General features: G+C 59.8%; 22 protein-coding genes. 16 read left to right on the forward strand and 6 right to left on the reverse strand.

Annotation, left to right across the window (positions count from 1 at the left end; genetic code table 11):
- The first annotated feature begins 204 nt into the window (after nt 1–204).
- The gene (locus tag JFU11_RS16990) at nt 205–2,652 is read left to right on the forward strand and encodes a penicillin-binding protein 1A (RefSeq protein WP_201121331.1); all 2,448 of its coding nucleotides are present in this window, start codon (nt 205–207) and stop codon (nt 2,650–2,652) included.
- Nucleotides 2,653–2,887: 235 nt separating this feature from the next.
- Here the strand turns inward: JFU11_RS16990 and JFU11_RS16995 are convergent, their stop codons facing one another.
- From JFU11_RS16995 to rpmE, 3 genes are all read right to left on the reverse strand, one after another.
- On the reverse strand, nt 2,888–4,156 hold the full coding sequence (locus tag JFU11_RS16995) for a malic enzyme-like NAD(P)-binding protein (RefSeq protein WP_007899225.1): 1,269 nt from the start codon (nt 4,154–4,156) through the stop codon (nt 2,888–2,890).
- Nucleotides 4,157–4,339: 183 nt separating this feature from the next.
- A complete protein-coding gene (locus tag JFU11_RS17000) occupies nt 4,340–5,140 on the reverse strand; it encodes a thermonuclease family protein (protein WP_201121332.1) in 801 nt (266 codons plus the stop codon).
- Nucleotides 5,141–5,154: 14 nt separating this feature from the next.
- Nucleotides 5,155–5,385 carry a 50S ribosomal protein L31 gene (rpmE, locus tag JFU11_RS17005; RefSeq protein ID WP_007899231.1) on the reverse strand — a complete coding sequence of 77 codons (231 nt, stop codon included), beginning with the start codon at nt 5,383–5,385 and terminating at the stop codon, nt 5,155–5,157.
- 170 nt (nt 5,386–5,555) lie between these two features.
- Here rpmE and JFU11_RS17010 point away from each other — a divergent pair, with 170 nt between their 5' ends.
- The 10 genes from JFU11_RS17010 (at nt 5,556) to JFU11_RS17055 (ending at nt 18,533) form a co-directional block, all read left to right on the forward strand.
- Nucleotides 5,556–7,775 (forward strand): primosomal protein N', encoded by a 2,220-nt coding sequence (locus JFU11_RS17010; RefSeq protein ID WP_201061454.1) that lies wholly within the window; start codon nt 5,556–5,558, stop codon nt 7,773–7,775.
- A gap of 238 nt (nt 7,776–8,013) precedes the next feature.
- Nucleotides 8,014–9,750 (forward strand): arginine--tRNA ligase, encoded by a 1,737-nt coding sequence (gene argS, locus JFU11_RS17015; RefSeq protein ID WP_052965061.1) that lies wholly within the window; start codon nt 8,014–8,016, stop codon nt 9,748–9,750.
- A 1-nt stretch (nt 9,751) separates the two neighbouring features.
- Entirely contained in the window at nt 9,752–10,459 is a 708-nt protein-coding gene (locus JFU11_RS17020) for an SPOR domain-containing protein (protein WP_030129222.1), read from the forward strand.
- A 232-nt stretch (nt 10,460–10,691) separates the two neighbouring features.
- The gene (hslV, locus tag JFU11_RS17025) at nt 10,692–11,222 is read left to right on the forward strand and encodes an ATP-dependent protease subunit HslV (protein ID WP_007899242.1); all 531 of its coding nucleotides are present in this window, start codon (nt 10,692–10,694) and stop codon (nt 11,220–11,222) included.
- A 54-nt stretch (nt 11,223–11,276) separates the two neighbouring features.
- Nucleotides 11,277–12,617 carry an ATP-dependent protease ATPase subunit HslU gene (hslU, locus tag JFU11_RS17030; protein ID WP_123721588.1) on the forward strand — a complete coding sequence of 447 codons (1,341 nt, stop codon included), beginning with the start codon at nt 11,277–11,279 and terminating at the stop codon, nt 12,615–12,617.
- Nucleotides 12,618–12,756: 139 nt separating this feature from the next.
- The gene (locus JFU11_RS17035) at nt 12,757–13,134 is read left to right on the forward strand and encodes a DUF971 domain-containing protein (protein ID WP_019581848.1); all 378 of its coding nucleotides are present in this window, start codon (nt 12,757–12,759) and stop codon (nt 13,132–13,134) included.
- Nucleotides 13,135–13,375: 241 nt separating this feature from the next.
- On the forward strand, nt 13,376–15,055 hold the full coding sequence (gene phaC / locus JFU11_RS17040; RefSeq protein WP_123721590.1) for a class II poly(R)-hydroxyalkanoic acid synthase: 1,680 nt from the start codon (nt 13,376–13,378) through the stop codon (nt 15,053–15,055).
- Between the two features lie 134 nt (nt 15,056–15,189).
- Nucleotides 15,190–16,044 (forward strand): poly(3-hydroxyalkanoate) depolymerase, encoded by an 855-nt coding sequence (phaZ, locus tag JFU11_RS17045; RefSeq protein WP_030129227.1) that lies wholly within the window; start codon nt 15,190–15,192, stop codon nt 16,042–16,044.
- 129 nt (nt 16,045–16,173) lie between these two features.
- On the forward strand, nt 16,174–17,856 hold the full coding sequence (gene phaC / locus JFU11_RS17050; protein WP_123721591.1) for a class II poly(R)-hydroxyalkanoic acid synthase: 1,683 nt from the start codon (nt 16,174–16,176) through the stop codon (nt 17,854–17,856).
- 59 nt (nt 17,857–17,915) lie between these two features.
- Nucleotides 17,916–18,533, forward strand: coding sequence for a TetR/AcrR family transcriptional regulator (locus tag JFU11_RS17055; RefSeq protein ID WP_048396070.1), 618 nt, complete (start codon nt 17,916–17,918; stop codon nt 18,531–18,533).
- Between the two features lie 86 nt (nt 18,534–18,619).
- Here the strand turns inward: JFU11_RS17055 and JFU11_RS17060 are convergent, their stop codons facing one another.
- The 3 genes from JFU11_RS17060 to JFU11_RS17070 all read right to left on the reverse strand — a co-directional run bounded on the left by JFU11_RS17060 (nt 18,620) and on the right by JFU11_RS17070 (nt 20,373).
- Nucleotides 18,620–19,417 (reverse strand): phasin family protein, encoded by a 798-nt coding sequence (locus tag JFU11_RS17060; RefSeq protein ID WP_201061457.1) that lies wholly within the window; start codon nt 19,415–19,417, stop codon nt 18,620–18,622.
- Between the two features lie 10 nt (nt 19,418–19,427).
- The gene (locus tag JFU11_RS17065; protein WP_007899266.1) at nt 19,428–19,850 is read right to left on the reverse strand and encodes a phasin family protein; all 423 of its coding nucleotides are present in this window, start codon (nt 19,848–19,850) and stop codon (nt 19,428–19,430) included.
- A 247-nt stretch (nt 19,851–20,097) separates the two neighbouring features.
- Nucleotides 20,098–20,373, reverse strand: coding sequence for a polyhydroxyalkanoic acid system family protein (locus JFU11_RS17070; protein ID WP_030129232.1), 276 nt, complete (start codon nt 20,371–20,373; stop codon nt 20,098–20,100).
- A gap of 155 nt (nt 20,374–20,528) precedes the next feature.
- Here JFU11_RS17070 and ubiE point away from each other — a divergent pair, with 155 nt between their 5' ends.
- From ubiE to JFU11_RS17095, 5 genes are all read left to right on the forward strand, one after another.
- Nucleotides 20,529–21,299: a bifunctional demethylmenaquinone methyltransferase/2-methoxy-6-polyprenyl-1,4-benzoquinol methylase UbiE gene (ubiE, locus tag JFU11_RS17075; protein WP_008005057.1), complete on the forward strand. Its 771-nt coding sequence runs from the start codon at nt 20,529–20,531 to the stop codon at nt 21,297–21,299.
- On the forward strand, nt 21,299–21,922 hold the full coding sequence (locus tag JFU11_RS17080; protein ID WP_050683117.1) for an SCP2 domain-containing protein: 624 nt from the start codon (nt 21,299–21,301) through the stop codon (nt 21,920–21,922). Before ubiE ends, JFU11_RS17080 begins: the two co-directional genes overlap by 1 nt.
- Nucleotides 21,919–23,523 (forward strand): ubiquinone biosynthesis regulatory protein kinase UbiB, encoded by a 1,605-nt coding sequence (ubiB, locus tag JFU11_RS17085; RefSeq protein ID WP_123499973.1) that lies wholly within the window; start codon nt 21,919–21,921, stop codon nt 23,521–23,523. The genes JFU11_RS17080 and ubiB overlap by 4 nt, the downstream gene beginning before the upstream one ends.
- Nucleotides 23,524–23,611: 88 nt before the next feature.
- The gene (gene hisI, locus JFU11_RS17090; protein WP_007909357.1) at nt 23,612–24,013 is read left to right on the forward strand and encodes a phosphoribosyl-AMP cyclohydrolase; all 402 of its coding nucleotides are present in this window, start codon (nt 23,612–23,614) and stop codon (nt 24,011–24,013) included.
- Nucleotides 24,006–24,338: a phosphoribosyl-ATP diphosphatase gene (locus JFU11_RS17095; RefSeq protein WP_007899279.1), complete on the forward strand. Its 333-nt coding sequence runs from the start codon at nt 24,006–24,008 to the stop codon at nt 24,336–24,338. Before hisI ends, JFU11_RS17095 begins: the two co-directional genes overlap by 8 nt.
- Nucleotides 24,339–24,358: the final 20 nt, after the last annotated feature.

Here is a 24,358-nt window from a genome sequence, read left to right on the forward strand (position 1 = left end):
TATGACTATCCGTGAGTTACGGACTCTGTAATATCCATTGCGTTCAATACCCCCCGTCTTGACAGAAGCGCAAATGACGCCCCCGGCGGAAAAATGCTTATAATGCCGAGCGTTTTTTCCGCTTTCACTGCAAGCGCAGGTCATTCTCTGTATAGCCTGAACCCTGATGCCTAATTCATTCTTTGCCCTGGATATCCAAAAGCCTTGATTCGTCTGCTGAAATTTTTCGGTTGGTCCATCGTCGCCGTTTTCTGCGGACTGCTCCTGGGTCTGAGCGGCGCTTTTCTTTACCTTAGCCCCGGATTGCCATCCGTGGAGGCGCTGAGAAGTATTCAGTTGCAGATTCCTTTGCGGGTGTACAGCAGCGACAACAAATTGATCGCAGAATTTGGCGAAATGCGCCGTACGCCAATCCGTTTCGCCGACATTCCCCCCAATTTCATTAATGCGTTACTAAGTGCTGAAGACGACAATTTCGCCAACCACTACGGCGTCGACCCCAGCAGCCTGATGCGTGCCGCTACCCAGCTGGTAAAGAGCGGACACATTCAGTCCGGCGGCAGCACCATCACCATGCAGGTGGCGAAGAACTTCTTCCTGACCAGCGAACGCAGCTTCTCGCGCAAAACCACCGAAATCCTCCTGGCCCTGCAGATCGAACGGCAGTTGACCAAGGACGAGATCCTCGAGCTGTACGTCAACAAGATCTATCTGGGCAACCGCGCCTATGGCATCGAGGCGGCGGCACAGGTCTATTACGGCAAGTCGATTCGTGACGTCAGCCTGGCGCAGATGGCGATGATCGCCGGCCTGCCAAAAGCCCCGTCACGCTTCAACCCGCTGGCCAACCCGGCCCGCAGCAAGGAGCGTCGCGACTGGATCCTGGGGCGCATGTATAAGCTCGGCAAAATCACCGAAGCCGACTACACCACTGCGATCAATGAGCCGCTGAACGCCAGCTACCATGTGCCGACGCCGGAAGTGAACGCACCGTACGTCGCCGAAATGGCCCGCGCCGAAATGGTCGGCCGCTATGGCAGCGATGCGTACACCGAAGGTTTCCGTGTCACCACCACCGTGCCGAGCGATCTGCAGGAAATGGCCAACACCGCGGTTCACGAAGGCTTGATGACCTACGATCAACGGCACGGTTATCGCGGCCCCGAGTCACGCCTGCCGGGTAAAACCCGAGAGGCCTGGGCCCTGGAGCTGACCAAGCAGCGGACCATCAGCAGCCTGGAACCGGCGATCGTGACCCAGGTCGACAAGAACGGCGTGCAGGTGTTGACCCGCACGGGTACCGGCGAAGAGCACATCGCCTGGGACACCATGAAGTGGGCTCGTCCGTTCCTGAACACCAACAGCATGGGCGCCAATCCGAAGCAGCCGTCGGATGTCGCGCAGGTCGGTGATCTGATTCGCGTGCAGCGTCAGCCAGACGGTTCGCTCAAATTCAGCCAGATTCCGCAGGCCCAGGGCGCACTGGTCTCCCTCGATCCGCAGAACGGTGCCATTCGTTCGCTGGTCGGCGGTTTCGCCTTCGAGCAGAGCAACTACAACCGCGCCATGCAGGCCAAGCGTCAGCCGGGTTCGAGCTTCAAGCCGTTCGTCTACAGCGCCGCCCTGGACAACGGCTACACCGCCGCCAGCCTGGTGAACGACGCACCGATCGTGTTCGTTGACGAATACCTGGACAAGGTCTGGCGTCCGAAGAACGACACCAACACCTTCCTCGGCCCGATCCGCATGCGTGAAGCGCTCTATAAGTCGCGCAATCTGGTATCGATCCGCCTGCTGCAAGCGCTGGGTGTCGACCGCACCATCGACTACATCAGCAAGTTCGGCTTCAACAAGCAGGACCTGCCGCGCAACCTGTCCCTGGCCCTGGGTACCGCGACCCTGACGCCAATGGAAATCGCCACCGGCTGGGCTACCTTCGCCAACGGCGGCTACAAGATCACCCCGTACATCATCGACAAGATCGAAAGCCGCAACGGCGACACGCTATTCGTCGCCAACCCGCCGAGCGTTCCGAAAGGCACCGTAGTCAGCGATGGCATCGCCATGCCGGCCTCCGACACCTTCACGGTCAACGCCACCCCAGGCGAAGCACCGAGCGCCCAACCAGCACCACAAACGCCGGCCGTGGCCGAGCGCATCGTCGATGGGCGCACCACTTACATCCTCAACAGCATGCTTGAGGACGTGATCAAACTCGGTACCGGCCGCCGTGCACTGGCCTTGGGTCGCAGCGACATCGCGGGCAAGACCGGCACCACCAACGAATCCAAGGACGCCTGGTTCTCCGGCTACAACGCCGATTACGTGACCACCGTCTGGACCGGCTTCGACCAACCGGAAAGCCTGGGCAAACGTGAGTTCGGCGGCACCGTTGCCTTGCCGATCTGGATGAACTACATGGCGGCGGCCCTTAAAGACAAGCCGCCTCACACCCAGGCGGAGCCGGAAGGCATTCTCAGCCTGCGAGTTGACCCGATCAGCGGCCGTGCAGCCACCCCAAGTACGCCAGGCGCCTACTTCGAACTGTTCAAGGCCGAAGACACACCACCGTCGGTGAACGAGCTGGGTAACGGCAATGTGCCGGGCAGCCCGCTGCCAGCGGATGAGGCAGCGCCGATCGATTTGTTCTGATCCCGTAGCGCAACGCAAAAGCCCCGTTCTTCTCTAGAAGACGGGGCTTTTTGTTGCGCCTGGAATTTAGGGTTGCCTGTCAGGCCGCCTTCGCGAGCAAGCCCACATTGGAATGCATACCCCTGTGGGAGCGGCTTGCTCGCGAAGAGGCCCTCAAAGACACCACAAAAACCGCAGACAATAAAAAGCCCCGACTCGCGAGAGCCGGGGCTTTTGGTTGAAGCGTTACAACGGCTTAGCCGTTGAACACGTCATCCACGCTTTTCAGCGGGTAGTTCTTCGGATACGGCAGGGTCGCCACACCGGTCTCGATCGCAGCCTTGGCCACGGCATCGGAGATCAGGGTGATCAGACGGGCATCCATTGGTTTCGGAATGATGTACTCACGACCGAATTCCAGCTTGATGCCGCCGTAGGCGTCGCACACTTCCTGAGGCACTGGCAGCTTGGCCAGTTCACGCAGGGCGTTGGCGGCAGCCACTTTCATTTCTTCGTTGATGCGCTTGGCGCGAACGTCCAGGGCACCACGGAAGATGAACGGGAAGCCCAGTACGTTGTTGACCTGGTTCGGGTAGTCCGAACGGCCGGTGGCCATGATCACGTCGTTACGGGTGGCGTGAGCCAGTTCCGGGGAGATTTCCGGATCCGGGTTCGAGCACGCGAACACGATCGGGTTGGCCGCCATGGATTTCAGGCCTTCAGCGCTCAGCAGGTTCGGACCGGACAGGCCAACGAACACGTCAGCGCCTTCCAGCGCGTCAGCCAGGGTGCGCTTCTCGGTCGCGTGAGCGAACACAGCCTTGTACTGGTTCAGGTCGTCACGGCCGGAGTGGATCACACCGGTACGGTCAACCATGTAGATGTTTTCGATGTTGGCGCCCATGCTCACCAGCAATTTCATGCAGGAGATGGCCGCAGCACCGGCGCCCAGGCAGACGATCTTGGCGTCAGCCAGGGTTTTGCCAGCGATTTCCAGGGCGTTGATCATGCCGGCCGCAGTAACGATTGCGGTGCCGTGCTGGTCATCGTGGAATACCGGAATATCGCACTGCTCGATCAGAGCGCGTTCGATCTCAAAGCACTCAGGTGCCTTGATGTCTTCCAGGTTGATGCCACCGAAGGTAATGGAGATACGCTTGACGGTGTCGATGAAGGCTTGCGGGCTTTCGGAGTCGACTTCGATGTCGAACACGTCGATGCCGGCGAAGCGCTTGAACAGCACGCCCTTACCTTCCATAACCGGCTTGGAAGCCAATGGGCCGAGGTTACCCAGGCCGAGAATCGCGGTGCCATCGGAAATGACTGCAACCAGGTTGCCCTTGCCGGTGTATTTGTAGGCCAGTTCAGGATCGCGGGCGATTTCGCGTACTGGTTCGGCTACGCCGGGGCTGTAGGCCAGCGACAGATCGCGGGCGGTAGCGGTGGCCTTGGTGAGCTCGACACTCAGCTTCCCTGGACGGGGATGGGCGTGATATTCGAGAGCGGCAGTTTTCAAATCAGACATATGGGCATTCCGCTTTTTACTGTTGGACAGACGGACCGCCGAGGATACTCGCCTCGCAAAGTCCTCACAAGACTGACCAGTCACCCCTGTCAAGCGCCCGGCCCTACGACTTTGGGCCAAGAGCCACGGAACACAAGGGATAGACTGTTCACAATCGATAGAAAAAATGTCTACAACTTTTTCTTACGGCGCCGTCTGCAACATCGCCGGATCGGTCAGCGACAGAAGCCAGCGCGCCTGCCCCGGTTTCAACCCACCGCGGCGCGAACGATCCACCACCCAGCCACGAGCCTCGATTTGCTTGCCTTTGAGCTTTTCAAGCGATGCAACATCGAATTGGTCCAGCATATTGGGTGCAACCCGCAATACAACCGAATCCTGCAACTCGATCCAAACCCCGCCGCGATTGCGCTGAACCTTGCTCACACGACCACTGAGCACGGCGAAGCCGGACGCGCTGATCTGCTCCGCTTTCAGTACAGGTGATTGTCGCCATAGCCCAAGACCGGCCCGACGAGCACTGCGTTCTGCCGCTTGCTGGCAGGCGACCAAATCGACATTCGGTGCTACCGCCACCTGAAAACCGAGGCCCTCGGCGAGCATCTGCGCTTCGAGGTTGGCACCATCGACGCCATAGACATGGGCCAGAGTCCGGCCGTAATGGTCCTTGCTTTCTTTACCCGGCAGCAAACCGACCTGCCCGTCGCTGGCGGCCACCAGTGCTTCAAGGCGTTTGCGCGCGGCCACGGCGAAAGGCTCGTCTGAACGCCCCTGCTTGCCCAGCTCCGGCGTATTCAAACCGATCATGCGCACGCTGCGGCCATCGCGCAGACGCAAGGTGTCGCCATCCACTACCCGCTGCACCGCGACCGACGTCAGCCCGCTCGGCACCGGGCAGAAGGCCTGGGCACCGGAAAGCCAAATCGCGGACACAAAAAAGGCGCCCGCGAGGGACGCCTTTTTCATCAGCAAGGAAAAGCCCATCGGGCCCTTCAACCTTACTCTGCAGCAGCTGGAGCTTTCTTGCCGAAAGCGCCGAAACGGTCTGCAAAGCGCTGTACACGACCGCCAGTATCCAGAGTCTTCTGCTTACCGGTGTAGAACGGGTGGCATTCGTTGCATACGTCGATCGCCAGAGGCTTGGCCAGGTTCGAACGAGTTTCGAACTTGTTGCCACAGCTGCAGGTAACTGCGGTGATTTCGTATGTTGGATGGATATCGGCTTTCATGATGTATTCCTCAGGCTAGCGTGCCGCCACTCAACACCATTGTTGAATACCGCACGTAATTAGGCCGCGGATTCTACCAGACCTTTGCAATCACGCAAGCTGTCGCTTAAACCAGTCGTCTGCTAGGCTCCCGGCCTTCTTCATCGCCCTCTCATCGAGAAAACAATCGCGTGCCCAACGCCATTTTGCGCCTCGCCCTGCCTTCGCCCCTGCGCCGCCTGTTCGATTACCGTGCCCCGGCCGGAGTCCTGCGCGCCCAGTTGCACCCGGGCATGCGCTTGCGGGTGCCGTTCGGTCGGCGGGAGATGATCGGGATTCTGGTGGAGGTCACCGACACCAGCGAAGTACCGGCAGAAAAGCTCAAACCGGCCCTGGCGCTGCTCGACGTCACGCCGCCGCTACCGCCCGCGCTGTTCAAGCTGTGCCTGTGGACCTCTCAGTATTACCAGCACAGCCTCGGCGACACGTTGAGCTGGGCACTGCCGGTATTATTGCGTCAGGGTGAACTGGCCGAAGCACGCCAGGAACGCTTCTGGTCCGCCGCGCCCGGCGCCAGCCTTGATGACCCGCGCATCGCTCGTGCCCCGCGTCAACGCGAGGCCCTGGCAACCCTGGCCCAGCATCCCCATGGCGTCGCTCATCAGCTGTTGAGCAAACTGATGCTGAGCAAGGACAGCCTCGATCTGTTGCTGGCCAAGGATCTGGTGCAAGTAGAAATCCGCAAGCACGCGCCCGGTGTGCGCCACGAACACTGGCTGGCGCAACCGGAATTGCCGCTCAACCCGGAGCAGCGCGCCGCCTACGAAGCGATTCGCGCCGGATTCGACAGTTATCACGCGTTCCTGCTGGCCGGCGTCACCGGCAGCGGCAAGACCGAAGTCTATTTGCAGCTGATCCGCGAAACCCTCGAGGCCGGCAAACAAGCCCTGGTGCTGATCCCGGAGATCAACCTCGGCCCGCAAACCCTGGCGCGCTTCGAGCAGCGCTTCAATGCGCGCATCGCGCTGATCCACTCGGCAGTCAATGACCGCGAACGCCTGGAAGCCTGGCTGGCGGCACGGGATGGCGAGGCCGACATTATTATCGGTACCCGTTCGGCGCTGTTCACGCCAATGAAGAACCCTGGCCTGATCATCATCGATGAAGAGCACGACGGCTCTTATAAACAGCAGGAAGGCCTGCGCTACCACGCCCGCGACCTGGCGCTGGTCCGCGCCCGGCAGGAAAACATCCCGATTGTCCTCGGATCCGCCACGCCTTCGCTGGAAAGCCTGCAAAATGCCTACACCGGTCGTTACGGCCTCTTACGCCTGAATGAGCGGGCCGGTGGCGCCAAGCAACCGCGCTTCCTGCGTCTGGACGTGAAAAGTCGCCCGCTGGACAGCGGCATTTCAGGACCGATGCAGCAAGCCATCGGTCAGACCCTGGCCGCCGGCCAGCAAGTGCTGGTGTTCCTCAACCGCCGAGGGTTCGCCCCGACGCTGCTCTGCCACGACTGCGGCTGGATGTCTGAATGCCAGCGCTGCGACGCGCGAATGACCGTGCACCAGCGCTCCGGCGAACTGCGTTGTCACCATTGCGGCTACGTTGAACGCGTGCCCCGCCACTGCCCTAAGTGCGGCAAGGTCGATTTGCGACCCGTGGGCGCCGGTACCGAGCGCGCCGAAGAACGCCTGGGGATTCTGTTTCCAGACGTCCCGGTGCTGCGAGTCGACCGCGACAGCACTTCACGCAAAGACGCGATGAATCAACTGTTCGCCACCATTCAGAAAGGCCAGCCATGCATTCTGGTCGGCACACAGATGCTTGCCAAAGGGCACCACTTCCCTCGGGTAACGCTGGTGTCGATTCTGGATGCCGACGGCGGACTGTTCTCCGGCGACTTCCGCGCCAGCGAACGCATGGCGCAATTGATCGTCCAGGTCGCCGGGCGCGCGGGGCGGGCCGAAGAGCCGGGCAAAGTGATCATCCAGACGCATTTGGCAGACCATCCACTGCTGGTGCAACTGACTGAGCAAGGCTATTTCGCCTTTGCCGAACAGGCGTTGAGCGAACGCCGCTCCGCAGGGCTTCCGCCGTTTGCGCATCTCGCGCTGCTGCGGGCCGAAGCGCATAAACCGGGGCAAGCCGAAGGTTTTCTTGATGAGGCCTGCAGTGAGGCCGAACGTTTGCTGGCCGAGCAGAACTTGACCGGTATTGAGTTGCTGGGGCCAGTGCCTGCGCCGATGGAGCGCCGAGCCGGGCGATATCGTGCACAGTTGTTGCTGCAAGCCACGGCCCGGGCGCCGCTGCATCGTTTGCTGAGCAGTTGGTTGCTGGTTTTGGAGCAGATGCCGAGTGGGCGGGCGGTGCGTTGGTCGCTGGATGTCGATCCGGTCGATTTGTATTGAATTCAAGATCGCTATCGCGGGCAAGCCCGGCTCCCACAGGGATTTGCGTTGTTCACATGCTCTATGTCCTACCACTTACCCTGTGGGAGCGGGCTTGCCCGCGAAGGCGGCCGAATTGTCACCACATATCCATAACCTGCCCGCTATAGTTGGCAAGCCCGTCTTCGCCACGGATAATACCCAGTTTTTCCACTAGCGCATCGAAGCGCCGCCGCGCTTGCGGTCGACAGAGAACACCATGAAAGACACCATTCGCCAGCTGATCCAACAAGCCATCACCCAACTCGTCAACGAAGGTGTGTTGCCTGAAGGCCTGTCGCCGGCGATCCAGGTGGAAAACTCCCGTGACAAGAAAAACGGCGACTTCGCCAGCAACATCGCCATGATGCTGGCCAAGCCTGCGGGCATGAAGCCGCGCGACCTGGCCGAGAAAATCATCGCCGCGCTGCCGGCTGACGAGAACGTCTCCAAAGCCGAAATCGCCGGCCCTGGCTTCCTGAACTTCTTCCAGAACACTCAAGCCCTGGCGACCCGCCTGGACGCGGCACTGGCCGACGACCACATCGGCGTGCGCAAGGCCGGCCCGGTGCAGCGCACCGTGGTAGACCTGTCGGCCCCGAACCTGGCCAAAGAAATGCACGTCGGCCATTTGCGTTCGACCATCATCGGCGACGGCGTGGCCCGGGTTCTGGAATTCCTCGGCGACGAAGTGATCCGCCAGAACCACGTTGGCGACTGGGGCACCCAGTTCGGCATGCTGATGGCTTATCTGCAGGAAAACCCGATCACCAGCGATGAGCTGTCGGACCTGGAAAACTTCTACCGCGCCGCCAAGCAACGCTTCGACGAGTCCGAAGAATTCGCCGATCGCGCCCGTGGCCTGGTGGTCAAGCTGCAAGCCGGCGACCCGGACTGCCTGGCGCTGTGGACCAAGTTCAAAGACATCTCCCTGTCGCACTGCCAGAAAATCTACGAACTGCTGAACGTCAAACTGACCATGGCCGACGTGATGGGTGAAAGCGCCTATAACGACGACCTGATCAATGTGGTCAACGACCTCAAGGCCGCCGGCCTGCTGGTCGAAAGCAACGGCGCTCAATGCGTATTCCTCGACGAGTTCAAGAACGCCGATGGCGACCCACTGCCGGTGATCATCGTCAAGGCTGACGGCGGCTACCTCTACGCCACCACCGACCTCGCGGCAGTGCGCTACCGCAGCGGCGTGCTGAAGGCCGATCGTGCGCTGTACTTCGTCGACCAGCGTCAGGCCCTGCACTTCCAGCAAGTGTTCCAGGTCGCGCGCCTGGCCGGCTTTGTGACGCACCCGATGGAAATGGAGCACATGGGCTTCGGCACCATGAACGGCGCCGATGGCCGTCCGTTCAAGACCCGTGACGGCGGCACCGTGAAGCTGATCGACCTGCTGACCGAAGCCCAGGAACGCGCCTACACCCTGGTGAAAGAGAAAAACCCGACGCTTGCCGAAGACGAGTTGCGCAACATCGCCAAGGTCGTGGGCATCGGCGCCGTGAAATACGCCGACCTGTCCAAGCACCGCACCAGCGACTACAGCTTCAACTTCGACCTGATGCTGAACTTCGAAGGCAACACCGCGCCATACCTGCTGTACGCCTACACCCGGGTGGCCGGTGTGTTCCGCAAACTCGGCAAGGATTTCAGCGAAGTCGAAGGACAGATCGTCCTCGAAGCCGCGCACGAACATGAGCTGGCGGCGAAACTGGCGCAGTTCGGCGAAATTCTGAATAACGTGTCCGACAAAGGCACGCCGCACATCCTCTGCACCTACCTGTACGATGTCGCCGGCCTGTTCTCCAGCTTCTATGAGAACTGCCCGATCCTCGGCGCCGACACCCCGGCGCAAATGCAGAGCCGCCTGCGCCTCGCCGCGCTGACCGGCCGCACTCTCAAGCAAGGCCTGGAACTCTTGGGTCTGGAAACTCTGGAGCGTATGTAAGTTGGCTGCCAAGAAAAAACCTGCACCCAAGCGTGGCGCCAGCCGTTACCAAGCTCCTGCAAAGCAACCGATCCCGGGCTGGCTGTGGATGGCCATCGGCCTGACGGTCGGTGCGTTCATTGTATTCCTGATGAAGCTGGAGCCGGGCAAGGGCAGCGATACCGTCAAGCGCGAGAAGATCGAACAGCAGAAAGCCACCAAGATCGCCGAGGCCAACAAGACCCCGCCAAGCCCGACGCAACCGGTGAAGCCGAAGTACGACTTCTACACTTTGCTGCCGGAATCGGAAGTCATCGTGCCGCCGGACGCGGTGCCGGAGAAAACCCTGCCGACACCACAAGTGCCGGCCATTCCGACCACGCCGGTGACGCCTGCGGAAGCGGCGAAGATCGACACGGCCCGGGCTCAAGCGGCATTGGCCGGCATCACCCCGCCGCCAGCGCCACCCGTGGCGAAAGCTGCGCCGGTGACCAAGTTCTTCCTGCAGGCCGGTTCGTTCCGCAAGGAAGCCGATGCCGACAAGGTGCGTGCGCAGATCATTCTGCTGGGTCAGGCCGTGGCGGTTGAATCCGGCACCGTGAAGGACGAGACCTGGTATCGGGTTCTGGTCGGCCCGTTCAGCAACCGCGAACAGCTGACCACCGCTCAGAAACAACTGGCTGGCAGCGGCTTCAGCAACCTGTTGTTACAACAACGCCAGAGTCGCTGATTTCCCGACAGGGTAGCCGCGTCATCGTTCATCGCGGGCAAGCCCGCTCCCACAGGGTTGGCGCATATCCTGTGGGAGCGGGCTTGCCCGCGATGGCGTCATCAGCGACACCGCCTCCTCCACCTGCCCTACACCGCTCGTCCCCCGCCGCGTCCTACAGTTGAAAAACGATCCACCACCCCCATATGAGTTGGCATAAGGCATTTTCGCCCCGCTGCGTGGAGACTCTCCCTTGACCACCATCGTTTCAGTTCGCCGCCACGGCAAAGTCGTCATGGGCGGCGACGGCCAGGTTTCGCTCGGCAATACCGTGATGAAAGGCAACGCGAAGAAAGTTCGCCGCCTCTACCACGGCCAGGTTATCGCCGGTTTTGCCGGGGCCACCGCTGACGCCTTCACCCTCTTCGAGCGTTTCGAAGGCCAGCTCGAGAAACATCAGGGCCACCTTGTTCGTGCCGCCGTCGAACTCGCCAAAGAATGGCGCACCGACCGCTCCCTGAGCCGCCTCGAAGCCATGCTCGCGGTCGCCAACAAAGATGCCTCCCTGATCATCACCGGCAACGGTGACGTGGTTGAGCCCGAAGAAGGCCTGATCGCCATGGGTTCCGGCGGCGGCTACGCCCAGGCTGCCGCGAGTGCCCTGTTGAAGAAAACCGATTTGTCGGCGCGGGAAATTGTCGAAACAGCGCTCGGCATCGCCGGCGACATCTGCGTATTCACCAACCACACCTTCACCATTGAGGAGCAGGACCTCGCCGAGTAAGCCTGTTTCGGCCTAGTGCCACGGCTCACTTTTGCTTGAGGACCGCCAATTATTATGCCCATGACCCCCCGTGAAATCGTCCACGAACTCAATCGCCATATCATCGGCCAGGACGATGCCAAACGCGCCGTTGCCATCGCGTTGCGCAACCGCTGGCGCCGGATGCAGCTGCCCGAAGAGCTGCGCGTCGAAGTCACCCCCAAGAACATCCTGATGATCGGCCCGACCGGTGTCGGTAAAACCGAGATCGCCCGTCGCCTGGCCAAGCTCGCCAACGCGCCGTTCATCAAAGTCGAAGCGACCAAGTTCACCGAAGTGGGCTACGTCGGCCGTGACGTCGAATCGATCATTCGTGATCTGGCCGACGCTGCGATCAAGCTGCTGCGCGAACAGGAAATGACCAAGGTTCGTCACCGCGCCGAAGACGCCGCCGAAGAGCGCATCCTCGACGCTTTGCTGCCACCGGCACGCATGGGCTTCAGCAACGAGGACTCCGCCTCGTCCCAGGATTCCAACACCCGTCAGCTGTTCCGCAAACGCCTGCGTGAAGGTCAGCTGGATGACAAGGAGATCGAAATCGAAGTGGCCGAAGCGACCGGCGTCGATATCTCCGCACCACCGGGCATGGAAGAAATGACCAACCAGCTGCAGAGCCTGTTCGCCAACATGGGCAAGGGCAAGCGCAAAAACCGCAAGCTCAAGGTCAAGGAAGCGCTGAAACTGGTTCGCGACGAAGAAGCCGGTCGCCTGGTCAACGAAGAAGAATTGAAGGCCAAGGCCCTGGAAGCCGTTGAGCAGCACGGTATCGTGTTCATCGATGAAATCGACAAGGTCGCCAAGCGTGGCAATTCCGGTGGCATCGACGTGTCCCGCGAAGGCGTACAGCGCGACTTGCTGCCGCTGATCGAAGGCTGCACCGTCAACACCAAACTGGGCATGGTCAAGACTGACCACATCCTGTTCATCGCTTCTGGTGCGTTCCACCTGAGCAAGCCAAGCGATCTGGTGCCGGAGCTGCAAGGTCGCCTGCCGATTCGGGTCGAGCTCAAGGCCCTGAGCCCGGAAGATTTCGAGCGCATCCTCAGCGAGCCGCATGCATCGCTCACCGAGCAGTACTGTGCACTGCTGAAAACCGAAGGTCTGCTCATCGAATTCCTGCCGGACGGCATCAAGCGTCTCGCCGAGATCGCCTGGCAGGTCAACGAGAAAACCGAAAACATCGGTGCCCGTCGCCTGCACACCCTGCTCGAACGTCTGCTCGAAGAGGTGTCGTTCAGCGCCGGTGATCTGGCCAGCACCCACGAGGACAAGCCGATCCTGATCGATGCCGACTACGTCAACAGTCACTTGGGCGAATTGGCGCAGAACGAAGACCTCTCCCGTTATATCCTGTAGGTCACCTACTCTCCTGTGAGAACGTAACACCTGTAGGAGCTGCCGCAGGCTGCGATCTTTTCCGGCTGATGCCGAAGATCAAAAGATCGCAGCCTGCGGCAGCTCCTACACAACGTTCCACATAGACGGACGACCGGCCATGACCCAACTCCCCACCGACATCAAACTCCACAAAGCCTCAAAAACCCTGACGCTCAAATACGCGTCCGGCGAGGAATATCACCTGCCCGCCGAGTTCCTTCGCGTGCATTCTCCTTCCGCTGAAGTCCAGGGCCACGGCAAACCCATCCTGCAATTTGGCAAGATCGGCGTCGGCCTGAGCAAGGTCGAACCGGCCGGTCAGTACGCACTGAAATTGACCTTCGACGACGGCCACGACAGCGGCCTGTTCACTTGGGAATATCTGTACCAGCTGGCAGTGCGCCAAGAAGATCTCTGGAACGATTATCTTGCGGAACTCAAAGCGGCTGGAAAGACCCGTGATCCGAATGAGTCGGTCGTCAAGCTGATGCTCTAAATCAGCCCTCTGGCTATTTAGAGGGCATTTTCTAATTCCATCTGTTTGAATGCTTGGCTGCCGGGTCAACGATTGGCCCGCTTGCGAAAAAAATTAAACTCGGGTAACCAATGGAGCTGGCAAGTTCCGTGCATTTGTAGCTATGCGCAATTAACGGTCACCCGAGCAGTAGTACCTGGCGTTGTTGTGTGACTACACAGCTGGGCTCAGGTACTCGCCTCAGGACAATGGAGCGTCGTAGATGAGTAACAAGCAAAACGATGACCTGAAATTCCAGGCTTCAGAAAATACCTTGGGACTGAATCCTGTTGTTGGGCTGCGTAGAAAGGATCTACTGGGTTCTGCTCGAATGGTGCTGACCCAGGCCATCAGACAACCCATCCACAGCGCCAGGCACGTCGCCCATTTCGGCATCGAACTCAAGAACGTGCTGTTCGGAAAATCCGAGCTTCAACCGCAAAGTGATGACCGTCGCTTCCTTGACCCGGCGTGGAGTCAGAACCCGCTCTACAAACGTTATTTGCAAACTTATCTGGCGTGGCGCAAGGAGCTTCACGCGTGGATCGATGACAGCAACCTGTCGCCCAAGGACGTCGCTCGCGGTCATTTCGTGATCAACCTCATGACCGAAGCCATGGCCCCGAGCAACACGGCGGCCAACCCGGCGGCGGTCAAACGCTTCTTCGAAACCGGTGGCAAGAGCCTGCTCGACGGCCTCTCCCATCTGGCCAAGGATCTGGTGCACAACGGCGGTATGCCGAGCCAGGTCAACATGGGTGCATTCGAAGTCGGCAAGAGCCTGGGCGTGACCGAAGGCGCAGTGGTGTTTCGCAACGATGTGCTGGAGTTGATCCAGTACCGACCGATCACCGAGCAGGTGCATGAACGCCCGCTGCTGGTGGTGCCGCCACAGATCAACAAGTTCTACGTTTTCGACCTGAGCCCGGACAAGAGCCTGGCGCGCTTCTGCCTGCGCAACAACGTGCAGACGTTCATCGTCAGCTGGCGCAACCCGACCAAGGAGCAGCGCGAGTGGGGTCTGTCGACCTACATCGAAGCGCTCAAGGAAGCGGTCGATGTCGTCACCGCGATTACCGGCAGCAAAGACGTGAACATGCTCGGTGCCTGCTCCGGCGGCATCACCTGCACCGCCCTGCTGGGTCACTACGCAGCGATCGGCGAGAAGAAGGTCAACGCCCTCACCCTGCTGGTCAGCGTGCTGGACACCACCCTGGACAGCGATGTGGCCCTGTTCGTCGACGAGCAGACCCTCGAAGCCGCCAAGCGCCATTCCTACCAGGCCGGTGTTCTGGAAGGTCGCGACATGGCGAAAGTTTTCGCCTGGATGCGCCCCAACGACCTGATCTGGAACTACTGGGTCAACAACTACCTGCTGGGTAATGAGCCGCCGGTTTTCGACATCCTGTTCTGGAACAACGACACCACCCGGTTGCCCGCGGCGTTCCACGGCGACCTGATCGAGATGTTCAAAAACAACCCACTGATCCGCTCCGATGCCCTGGAAGTGTGCGGAACGCCGATCGACCTCAAGCAGGTGACCGCCGACATCTTTTCCCTGGCCGGTACCAACGATCACATCACTCCGTGGAAGTCCTGCTACAAATCCGCGCAGCTGTTCGGCGGCAAGGTCGAGTTCGTGCTGTCCAGCAGCGGACACATCCAGAGCATTCTGAACCCTCCGGGTAATCCGAAAGCGCGCTACATGACCAGCACCGAAATGCCGGTCAAAGCCGAAGAGTGGATGGAAAATTCCACCAAGCACACCGATTCCTGGTGGTTGCACTGGCAGGCGTGGCAGGCCGAGCGTTCGGGCAAACTGAAGAAATCCCCCGCCAACCTTGGCAACAAGGCCTATCCCGCGGGCGAAGCTTCGCCGGGTACCTACGTGCATGAACGTTGAGCTTCAAATAACTCGCAGTCCGCGGCACTGGGAGGTGCCGCGATCTCTATCGATTACTCTCGAGGCCAACCTCGAACATTCTGCGACGGCCCGGGACGGCTCGATCAGCGTTTAAAACCTACAGGGCTCTGTGCATGCCGCAACCGTTCGTCTTTCGTACCGTCAACCTGGATGGCCAGACCCTCCGCACCGCGGTACGCCCCGGCAAGCCTCACTTGACGCCCTTGCTGATTTTCAACGGCATCGGCGCCAACCTGGAGCTGATATTCCCGTTCGTCCAGGCTCTGGATCCGGACCTGGAAGTCATCGCCTTCGACGTACCCGGCGTCGGCGGCTCATCGACTCCCAACCGCCCGTATCGCTTTTCGGGCCTGGCGAAACTCACGGCGCGAATGCTCGACTATCTCGATTACGGGCAAGTCAATGTGATTGGCGTTTCGTGGGGTGGCGCTCTGGCGCAGCAGTTCGCCCATGACTATCCCGAGCGCTGCAAGAAGCTGGTGCTGGCTGCCACAGCGGCTGGCGCCGTGATGGTTCCGGGCAAGCCGAAAGTGCTGTGGATGATGGCCAGCCCACGGCGCTACATCCAGCCATCCCATGTGATCCGCATCGCACCAATGATCTATGGCGGCTCGTTCCGTCGCGATCCGACCCTGGCTGCCAGTCACGCCGCCAGGGTCCGCTCGGCAGGCAAACTCGGTTATTACTGGCAGCTGTTCGCCGGCCTCGGCTGGACCAGCATTCACTGGCTGCACAAGATCAACCAGCCAACTTTGGTGTTGGCCGGCGACGATGACCCACTGATTCCACTTATCAACATGCGTATGTTGGCCTGGCGAATTCCAAACGCCCAACTGCACATCATCGACGACGGCCATCTGTTTTTGATTACCCGGGCCGAAGCGGTGGCACCGATCATCATGAAGTTTCTTGAGGAGGAACGTCAGCGCGCAGTAATGCATCCACATCCGGCGCCATCGGGCGGTTAACCGACCCCGGCTTTTGTTTACTAAAAGGAGTTGGCAGGACGCCGTGCCGCGCAACAACCCGCAACAGCGTCTATGGTGTTTTGTTCGGGTGTGTTTGTTTTTGGCCTGACGACGAAGGAGTGTTAACTCATGCGCGACAAACCAGCGAAGGGCTCATTGCCCACTCCCGCTGCATTCATCAATGCACAGAGTGCGGTTACCGGTCTGCGCGGCCGGGACCTGCTTTCGACCTTGCGCAGCCTGGCCACCCACGGCCTGCGCAATCCGGTGTATACGGCCCGGCATGCCTTGAAGCTGGGCGGCCAGTTGGGCCGCGTACTGTTGGGTGAAACCTTGCACCCGACCAACCCGCAGGACAGTCGCTTTGCCGACCCGACGTGGAGCCTCAATCCTTTTTATCGCCGCAGCCTGCAGGCCTATCTGAGCTGGCAGAAAGAAGTCAAAAGCTGGATCGACGAAAGCAACATGAGCCCGGAGGATCGTGCCCGCGCCCACTTCGCCTTTGCCTTGATCAACGACGCCGTGGCGCCATCCAACACCCTGCTCAATCCGCTGGCGATCAAGGAATTTTTCAACTCCGGCGGCAACAGTCTGGTGCGGGGTATCGGCCATCTGCTCGACGACCTCCTGCATAACGACGGCCTGCCCAGACAAGTCACCAAGCAATCGTTCGAGGTGGGCAAAACGGTTGCCACCACTACCGGCTCCGTGGTGTTTCGCAATGAGCTTCTGGAGCTGATCCAGTACAAGCCGATGAGCGAAAAACAGTATTCAAAGCCATTGCTGATCGTGCCGCCACAGATCAACAAGTACTACATTTTCGACTTGAGCCCCGGCAACAGCTTCGTCCAGTACGCCCTTAAAAACGGTTTGCAGACCTTCATTATCAGCTGGCGCAATCCCGATGTGCGTCATCGCGAATGGGGGTTGTCGTCCTACGTCGAAGCCGCCGAAGAAGCGATGAATGTGTGCCGGGCGATCACCGGCGCTCGCGAGGTCAACCTGATGGGAGCCTGCGCGGGTGGGCTGACCATCGCCGCGCTGCAAGGGCATTTGCAGGCCAAGCGGCAGCTACGACGGGTGTCCAGCGCGACCTACCTGGTCAGCATGCTCGACAGCCAGATCGACAGCCCGGCCACCCTCTTCGCCGACGAACAAACGCTGGAAGCGGCCAAGCGCCGCTCATATCAGAAGGGCGTTCTGGAAGGTCGCGACATGGCCAGGGTGTTTGCCTGGATGCGTCCCAACGATTTGATCTGGAATTACTTCGTCAATAACTACCTGCTGGGCAAGGAGCCGCCGGCGTTCGACATCCTCTACTGGAACAATGACAACACGCGCCTGCCGGCGGCGTTTCATGGCGACCTGCTGGATTTCTTCAAGCACAACCCGCTGAGTCATCCGGGTGGGCTGGAAGTGTGCGGCACGCCGATCGACCTGCAGAAAGTCACCGTCGACAGTTTCAGCGTGGCGGGCATGAATGATCACATCACCCCGTGGGATGCGGTGTATCGCTCGGCATTGCTGCTGGGTGGCGAGCGGCGCTTTGTGCTGTCCAACAGCGGTCATGTGCAGAGCATTCTGAACCCGCCCCACAATCCGAAAGCCAACTACGTCGAGAATCCGAAACTGAGCAGCGATCCGCGGGCCTGGTATTACGACGCCAAGCGCGTCGACGGCAGTTGGTGGACGCAATGGCTGGGCTGGATTCAGGAACGCTCCGGCGCACAACATGAAACCCAGATGGCCCTCGGCAACCAGAACTATCCACCGATGGAGGCGGCACCCGGTACTTACGTGCGCGTGCGCTGACGTTCAACGAACCACGGCCGCCAATGGCCGTGGCATGACTCGACCATTAAGAAGACTGGATGAAAACCCGCGACCGGATTCTCGAATGTGCCCTGCAGTTGTTCAATCAGAAGGGCGAACCGAATGTGTCCACCATGGAAGTGGCCAACGAAATGGGCATCAGCCCGGGTAACCTCTACTACCATTTCCACGGCAAGGAACCGCTGATCCTCGGGCTGTTCGAGCGCTTCCAGGCCGAGCTGACGCCCTTGCTCGATCCACCGTCCGATGTGGAATTGGCACCCGACGATTACTGGCTGTTCCTGCACCTGATCATCGAACGCCTGGCCCACTACCGGTTTCTGTTCCAGGATCTGTCGAACCTTGCCGGCCGCCTGCCGAAACTGGCCAAGGGGATACGCAACCTGCTCAATGCGTTGAAGCGCACACTGGCGTCATTGCTGGCACAGTTGAAAGCTCAAGGTCAGTTGGTCAGTGACACCCAGGCGCTGGGGCAGCTGGTGGAACAAATCACCATGACGTTGCTGTTCTCGCTGGACTATCAGCGGATTCTCGACCGTGAAGGTGAAGTGAGGCTGGTGGTGTATCAGATCATGATGCTGGTGGCGCCGCACTTGCTGCCGCCGATCAAGGTCGCGACCGAGCGGTTGGCGTTGCAATACCTCGAAGAGCATTAAGATCAAAAGACAAGCGACCCAAATCTTGAATCTTCAAAACAAAAACGCCCGACCTTTGCAGGCCGGGCGTTTTTTTAGTCCTGAAATCAGGACTGACTGGTTGGCGTCGATGGAGCCGGCGTAGCAGTCGGGGTTACAGCAGGGGTCGGTGCAGTGGCGGAGTTCGCCGTGCTGACCGGGGTTACCGGCTTGGCAGCAGCCGCTACTGGTTTCGGTGCAGCCGCTTTCGGGGCGACCGGTTTTCTCACTGCTGGCTTCTTCGCTGCGGCAGGTTTGGCTGCTGCGGTTTTAGCTGCAGGTTTGGCCGCCGGTTTAGCAGCTGGTTTGGCGGCAGGTTTTGCGGCCGATTTGGCTGCAGGTTTCGCCGCGGCAGTTTTGGTTGCCGGTTTAGCGGCAGCCTTGGCCAATGGTTTGGCTACGCTTTTGGCCGCTGGTTTGGCCGCCGCGGTTTTCGCCGCAACAGGCGCAACCTTGGCACCGGTGAGTTTTTCGATTTGCTTGGTCAGGGTATCGACCTTGCTGTGCAGTGCCTTGACCTCATTGCGGCTCGGTACACCCAGGCGCGAAATGGCGCTGTTCAGACGCTTGTCGAAAGCCCCTTCCAGCTCATCCCATTTGCCCAGTGCACGATCTTTCACGCCGCTGATGCGCGACTTGGCCGACGAAGCGGAGTCCTTGGCGGCATCGACTTTTTTGCCGACAGCGCTCTTGGTGAGCTTCTCGGCTTTCTCGCCGTCCTTAACCAATGTATCGAAGAGCTTGCTGCCGTCAGTGTCAATCTTCGAGTACACGCCTAAACCAGCCAGCCAGATCTTGCGGGAGTAGTCTTCGACCTTCCCGATCCACGAGCTGCCTTCTTTTTCAGTATTCTTTTTACCAGCCATCCCGTTCTCCTTAAGATTTACGCGCGACACGTTCGAGCAATGCCGTCAGCTCATCGAGCTTAGCAGAGAGTGTCTCAACGTCATGTTTAGACGGAATGCCGATACGATTCAAGGCACTTGCGATACGTGTATCGAAAGCCCTTTCGACTTTGTCGAGTTGAAGTTCGACTTTGCCTTTGAAAGTGCTCACTTCACTCTTGGCTTCATCGATCTCGGCATTGGCCGCTTCAAGTTTTTCAGTGACTACTTTTTTGCCTTTCTTTTCAACAGCTTGACCAGCTTTGATCAGCTCTTGAACGTACTCGCTACCCTCTTGGCCGACCTTGGTGTAAGCACCCAGACCAGCGAGCCAGATCTTGCGGGCATACGATTTGACGTCGCCCAGGGCGTTAGTCTCAACGTCGACTTTTTTCTTCAAAATAACTTTGGCCATGGTGCACCTCACGCGCAGAAGGGTCGAGGAACTGCCCGCAGAGAGTCGGGCTCAGGCACAAAGTAGTGAGAATAATTAGAAACGGCACCCTAACAAGTGACATAAACCTTTGGGCGCACCACAAACAAATGTGGGAGCGAGCCTGCTCGCGAAGAGGCAGGCACATTCAACATTGATGTCGACTGAAAGACCGCTTTCGCGAGCAGGCTCGCTCCCACAGGGACCGCATTCCACAGATGGAAGTGGATCAGGTCAGTGCTTTATCGAGCGCCCTTTCGATTTCCGATTTGATGGTGCCGCTCATGGCGGACATCAACAGGCCCAATTCGACATCGACCTTGATCGAGTCCTCGCCCACATATACCGCCCCTTTTACACCCGAGCGTCTGAGATTCAGGGTGTCGCCGGACCACTGCGGCTCCAGGCCATACTGTTCGGACAGTTTCTGCGCCAACTTGTCGGCCTTCTCGCGGGCCGCTTCCTTACCCAGGCCGTGGGCACGCTCAACACTAATACGGGCCATCGAATGACTCCTGCTTTATCGTGACTTGCTCAAGACATCTTGACCCTGCATGCGTCAAAACGTCCCGGTAGTTGCCTATCTTACCTTCAGCCTTGCCAAGACAAAGCAGGCCACCGGGATTAGAATGTCCCGCATTCTCTTTTGGTGACAGCGATATGACTGATCAGCGCAAAGGCAGCGATGCCGAACCCACCACTCACTTCGGCTTCAAAAACGTTCCGGAAAGCCAGAAAGCGGAAAAAGTCGCTGAGGTTTTCCACTCGGTAGCCGCCAAGTACGACCTGATGAACGACCTCCTGTCGGGCGGCATGCACCGTCTGTGGAAGCGTTTCGCGATCGAATTGTCGGGCGTGCGCACCGGTAACCGCGTGCTGGACATCGCCGGCGGCACTGGCGACCTGACCCGCAAGTTCTCGCATCTTGTGGGACCGACTGGCCAGGTAGTGTTGGCCGACATCAACGAATCCATGCTCAAGGTCGGTCGTGACCGCCTGCTGGATCTGGGTGTGTCCGGCAACGTCGAATTCGTCCAGGCCGACGCTGAAAAGCTGCCGTTCCCGGACAACCATTTCGATTGCGTGACCATCGCCTTCGGCCTGCGCAACGTGACGCATAAAGAAGACGCCCTGCGCTCGATGCTGCGCGTGCTGAAACCGGGCGGCCGTTTGCTGGTACTGGAATTCTCCAAGCCGACCAACGCGCTGATGTCCAAGGCCTACGACGCCTATTCGTTCGCCTTCATGCCGTTGATGGGCAAGCTGATCACCAATGATTCGGAAAGCTATCGCTACCTGGCCGAATCGATCCGCATGCACCCGAACCAGGAAACCCTGAAGTCGATGATGGTCGAAGCCGGTTTCGACCGCGTGACGTACCACAACATGACCGCAGGCATCGTCGCCCTGCACCGCGGCATCAAGCCCTGATGTTGCTGGCCGGCCTGCTCGCCAGCGTTGAACTCGGTTTGAACCGGGTGCTGCGTCTCGACAGCACAGCGCTGCCGCGGCTGGCGCATTTGAGTGGCAAGGTGATTGCCGTCGACTGCCGCAGCCCGGCGCTGCAAGTGTTCATCCTGCCCAGCGATGAAGGCCTGATGCTCGCCTCCCAGTGGGAAAGCGGTGCCGATTGCACCTTGCGCGCACCGGCCTCAAGCCTGCTGAAACTGGCGACGAGCAAGGACAAGACTTCGGTTCTGCATGCCCCGGAAGTCGAACTCGACGGCGACAGCGGCGTGCTGCTGGAACTGGCGACGATCCTTCAGGACCTCGAACTGGACTGGGAGTACGAACTCTCGCGCTGGCTGGGACCTGTGGCCACGCAACTGGTCGGCGGTCACCTGCGCAGTCGCGCACGCTGGTATCAGCAAGGGTTCGCCAGCCTGAATCAGAACCTGGGCGAATACCTGGCCGAAGAATCGCGCGCCCTCGTCGGTCAGCGCGAAGCTGACGCCCGTTTTAATGAACTGGACCAGATCAAGCTCGATCTGGAACGTCTCGAGGCGCGTTTCGAGCGCCTTTTCCGATCCCTCGACCCAAGCGATAACGCATGAAGCTGCTTGCCGTCCGCCGTTTGTTGCGCATCCAGCGCGTTGTGATTCGCTACCGCCTCGATGACTTGCTGTTCGCCCTGCCACTGCCCTGGTTTCTGCTGGCGCTGCGCTACGCCTTGCCGTGGCGCTGGTTTCCGCGCAAGACGCTGGACCTGAGCCGTGGTGCGCGACTGCGCCTGGCGTTGCAGGACCTGGGGCCGATTTTCATCAAGTTTGGCCAGATCCTTTCGACGCGCCGCGACCTGCTGCCCGAAGACATCGCCGATGAACTGATGAAACTGCAGGACCGCGTGCCGCCATTCGACTCGCAAGTGTCGGTCCGGCTGATCGAAGAGCAGCTTGGCAAAAAAATCAGTGAAGTCTTCAGCCGTTTCGACGTCGAGCCACTGGCCTCGGCCTCGGTGGCGCAAGTGCATGCCGCGCAGCTGAAAACCGGTGAAGAAGTAGTGGTCAAGGTGATCCGCCCGGGCCTCAAACCGATCATTGCCCAGGACCTGGCGTGGCTGTTCATTCTTGCCCGCGCCGCGGAAAAACTCTCGGCCGACGCTCGCTTGCTACACCCGGTGGACGTGGTCAGCGACTACGAAAAAACCATCTACGACGAACTCGACCTGCTGCGCGAGGCGGCTAACGCCAGCCAGCTGAAGCGCAATTTCGAAGGTTCGCCGCTGCTCTATGTGCCGCAAGTCTATTGGGACTGGTGCCGGCCGAAAGTGCTGGTGATGGAGCGCATCTACGGGATTCAGGTCACCGACCTCGCGACCCTGGCCGACCAGCGCACCGACATGAAAATGCTCGCCGAGCGTGGTGTGGAGATTTTCTTCACCCAGGTGTTCCGCGACAGCTTCTTCCACGCCGACATGCACCCCGGCAACATCTTCGTCAGTACCGTGCAACCGTGGAGCCCGCAGTACATCGCGATCGACTGCGGCATCGTCGGCAGCCTGACCCCGGAAGACCAGGACTATCTGGCGCGCAACCTGTTCGCGTTCTTCAAGCGTGATTACCGGCGTGTCGCGCAGTTGCACATCGATTCGGGCTGGGTGCCGGCGGAAACCAAACTCAACGAGTTCGAAGCAGCGATCCGTACCGTGTGCGAGCCGATCTTCGAAAAACCGTTAAAAGATATTTCCTTCGGCCAGGTGCTGATGCGCCTGTTCCAGACCGCTCGACGCTTCAACATGGAAGTGCAGCCGCAATTGGTCTTGCTGCAAAAAACCCTGTTGAACATCGAAGGCCTGGGCCGTCAGCTGTACCCGGACCTCGATCTGTGGAACACCGCCCAGCCGTTCCTCGAACGCTGGATGCGCGAGCGCGTCAGCCCCAAAGCCTTGTTAGGCAACGTGCAGAGCCAGTTCGAGCAGATCCCGCATCTGGCCAACATGGCCCGCGACCTGCTCGAGCGCATGTCCCAGCCCCACGCCAATGACCCGCCACCCCCTTGGCACAAGCGCAAGGACGACTGGTTCCTGCGGTTGCTCGGCACCGCTCACCTGGCGGGTGGCACGATACTCGCAGCCGGTGGCCCACTGAACGAATTGGGGCATTGGCCCGCCGGAATCATGGTGGCGGTCGGCTTGTATCTGGTCGTTCGCCGATAGCCAGTTGGATGATCGGCTGGCACACTGTTTGAACGCTGAATTTGAACATTGGCCTCAACTATTGAAGTAGAGCCCGCTGGAGTCGAAGATGAAAAACTGGCTGGACGAGATCAAGTGGGACGCCGATGGCCTGGTGCCGGCGATTGCCCAGGATCACAAGACCGGACGCGTCCTGATGATGGCCTGGATGAACCGCGAAGCACTGGAATTGACCGCCGCCGAGAACCGTGCCATTTACTGGTCACGTTCCCGTGGCAAGCTGTGGCGCAAGGGCGAAGAGTCCGGCCACGTGCAAACCCTGCATGAGATGCGCCTGGACTGTGACGCTGACGTGATCATCCTGATGGTTGAGCAGATCGGCGACATCGCCTGCCATACCGGCCGTCAGAGCTGCTTCTACCGCGTCTTCGAGAACGGCGACTGGAAAACCGTCGACCCGGTGCTGAAAGACCCGCACGCTATCTATTCCGCAGGACACAAACATGAGTGACACTTTGACCCGTCTGGCCCAGGTGCTGGAAGAGCGCAAAGGCGCCGCCGCCGATAGCTCGTATGTCGCCAGCCTGTACCACAAGGGCTTGAACAAGATTCTGGAAAAAGTCGGCGAAGAGTCGGTCGAAACCATCATTGCCGCCAAGGATGCCGCCATCAGCGGTGACTGCAGCGATGTGATCTACGAGACCGCCGATTTGTGGTTCCACAGCATGGTCATGCTCGCCCAGCTGGGGCAGCATCCACAGGCTGTGCTCGATGAACTGGACCGTCGCTTCGGTCTGTCCGGACATGCCGAGAAAGCCTCTCGCCCGTCCGCCTGAACAACTATTTAGAGAGGAAC

It is taken from the genome of Pseudomonas sp. TH37 (genome assembly GCF_016650735.1).
GTDB classification, from domain to species: Bacteria; Pseudomonadota; Gammaproteobacteria; order Pseudomonadales; family Pseudomonadaceae; genus Aquipseudomonas; species Aquipseudomonas farris.

Coding starts and splice junctions, on each gene's coding strand:
- JFU11_RS16995 (WP_007899225.1), bottom strand. CDS start 4,156: ATGTCTGATTTGAAAACTGCCGCTCTCGAATATCACGCCCATCCCCGT.
- JFU11_RS17000 (WP_201121332.1), bottom strand. CDS start 5,140: ATGGGCTTTTCCTTGCTGATGAAAAAGGCGTCCCTCGCGGGCGCCTTT.
- rpmE (WP_007899231.1), bottom strand. CDS start 5,385: ATGAAAGCCGATATCCATCCAACATACGAAATCACCGCAGTTACCTGC.
- argS (WP_052965061.1), top strand. CDS start 8,014: ATGAAAGACACCATTCGCCAGCTGATCCAACAAGCCATCACCCAACTC.
- hslU (WP_123721588.1), top strand. CDS start 11,277: ATGCCCATGACCCCCCGTGAAATCGTCCACGAACTCAATCGCCATATC.
- JFU11_RS17035 (WP_019581848.1), top strand. CDS start 12,757: ATGACCCAACTCCCCACCGACATCAAACTCCACAAAGCCTCAAAAACC.
- phaC (WP_123721590.1), top strand. CDS start 13,376: ATGAGTAACAAGCAAAACGATGACCTGAAATTCCAGGCTTCAGAAAAT.
- phaZ (WP_030129227.1), top strand. CDS start 15,190: ATGCCGCAACCGTTCGTCTTTCGTACCGTCAACCTGGATGGCCAGACC.
- phaC (WP_123721591.1), top strand. CDS start 16,174: ATGCGCGACAAACCAGCGAAGGGCTCATTGCCCACTCCCGCTGCATTC.
- JFU11_RS17055 (WP_048396070.1), top strand. CDS start 17,916: ATGAAAACCCGCGACCGGATTCTCGAATGTGCCCTGCAGTTGTTCAAT.
- JFU11_RS17060 (WP_201061457.1), bottom strand. CDS start 19,417: ATGGCTGGTAAAAAGAATACTGAAAAAGAAGGCAGCTCGTGGATCGGG.
- JFU11_RS17065 (WP_007899266.1), bottom strand. CDS start 19,850: ATGGCCAAAGTTATTTTGAAGAAAAAAGTCGACGTTGAGACTAACGCC.
- JFU11_RS17070 (WP_030129232.1), bottom strand. CDS start 20,373: ATGGCCCGTATTAGTGTTGAGCGTGCCCACGGCCTGGGTAAGGAAGCG.
- ubiE (WP_008005057.1), top strand. CDS start 20,529: ATGACTGATCAGCGCAAAGGCAGCGATGCCGAACCCACCACTCACTTC.
- JFU11_RS17080 (WP_050683117.1), top strand. CDS start 21,299: ATGTTGCTGGCCGGCCTGCTCGCCAGCGTTGAACTCGGTTTGAACCGG.
- ubiB (WP_123499973.1), top strand. CDS start 21,919: ATGAAGCTGCTTGCCGTCCGCCGTTTGTTGCGCATCCAGCGCGTTGTG.
- hisI (WP_007909357.1), top strand. CDS start 23,612: ATGAAAAACTGGCTGGACGAGATCAAGTGGGACGCCGATGGCCTGGTG.
- JFU11_RS17095 (WP_007899279.1), top strand. CDS start 24,006: ATGAGTGACACTTTGACCCGTCTGGCCCAGGTGCTGGAAGAGCGCAAA.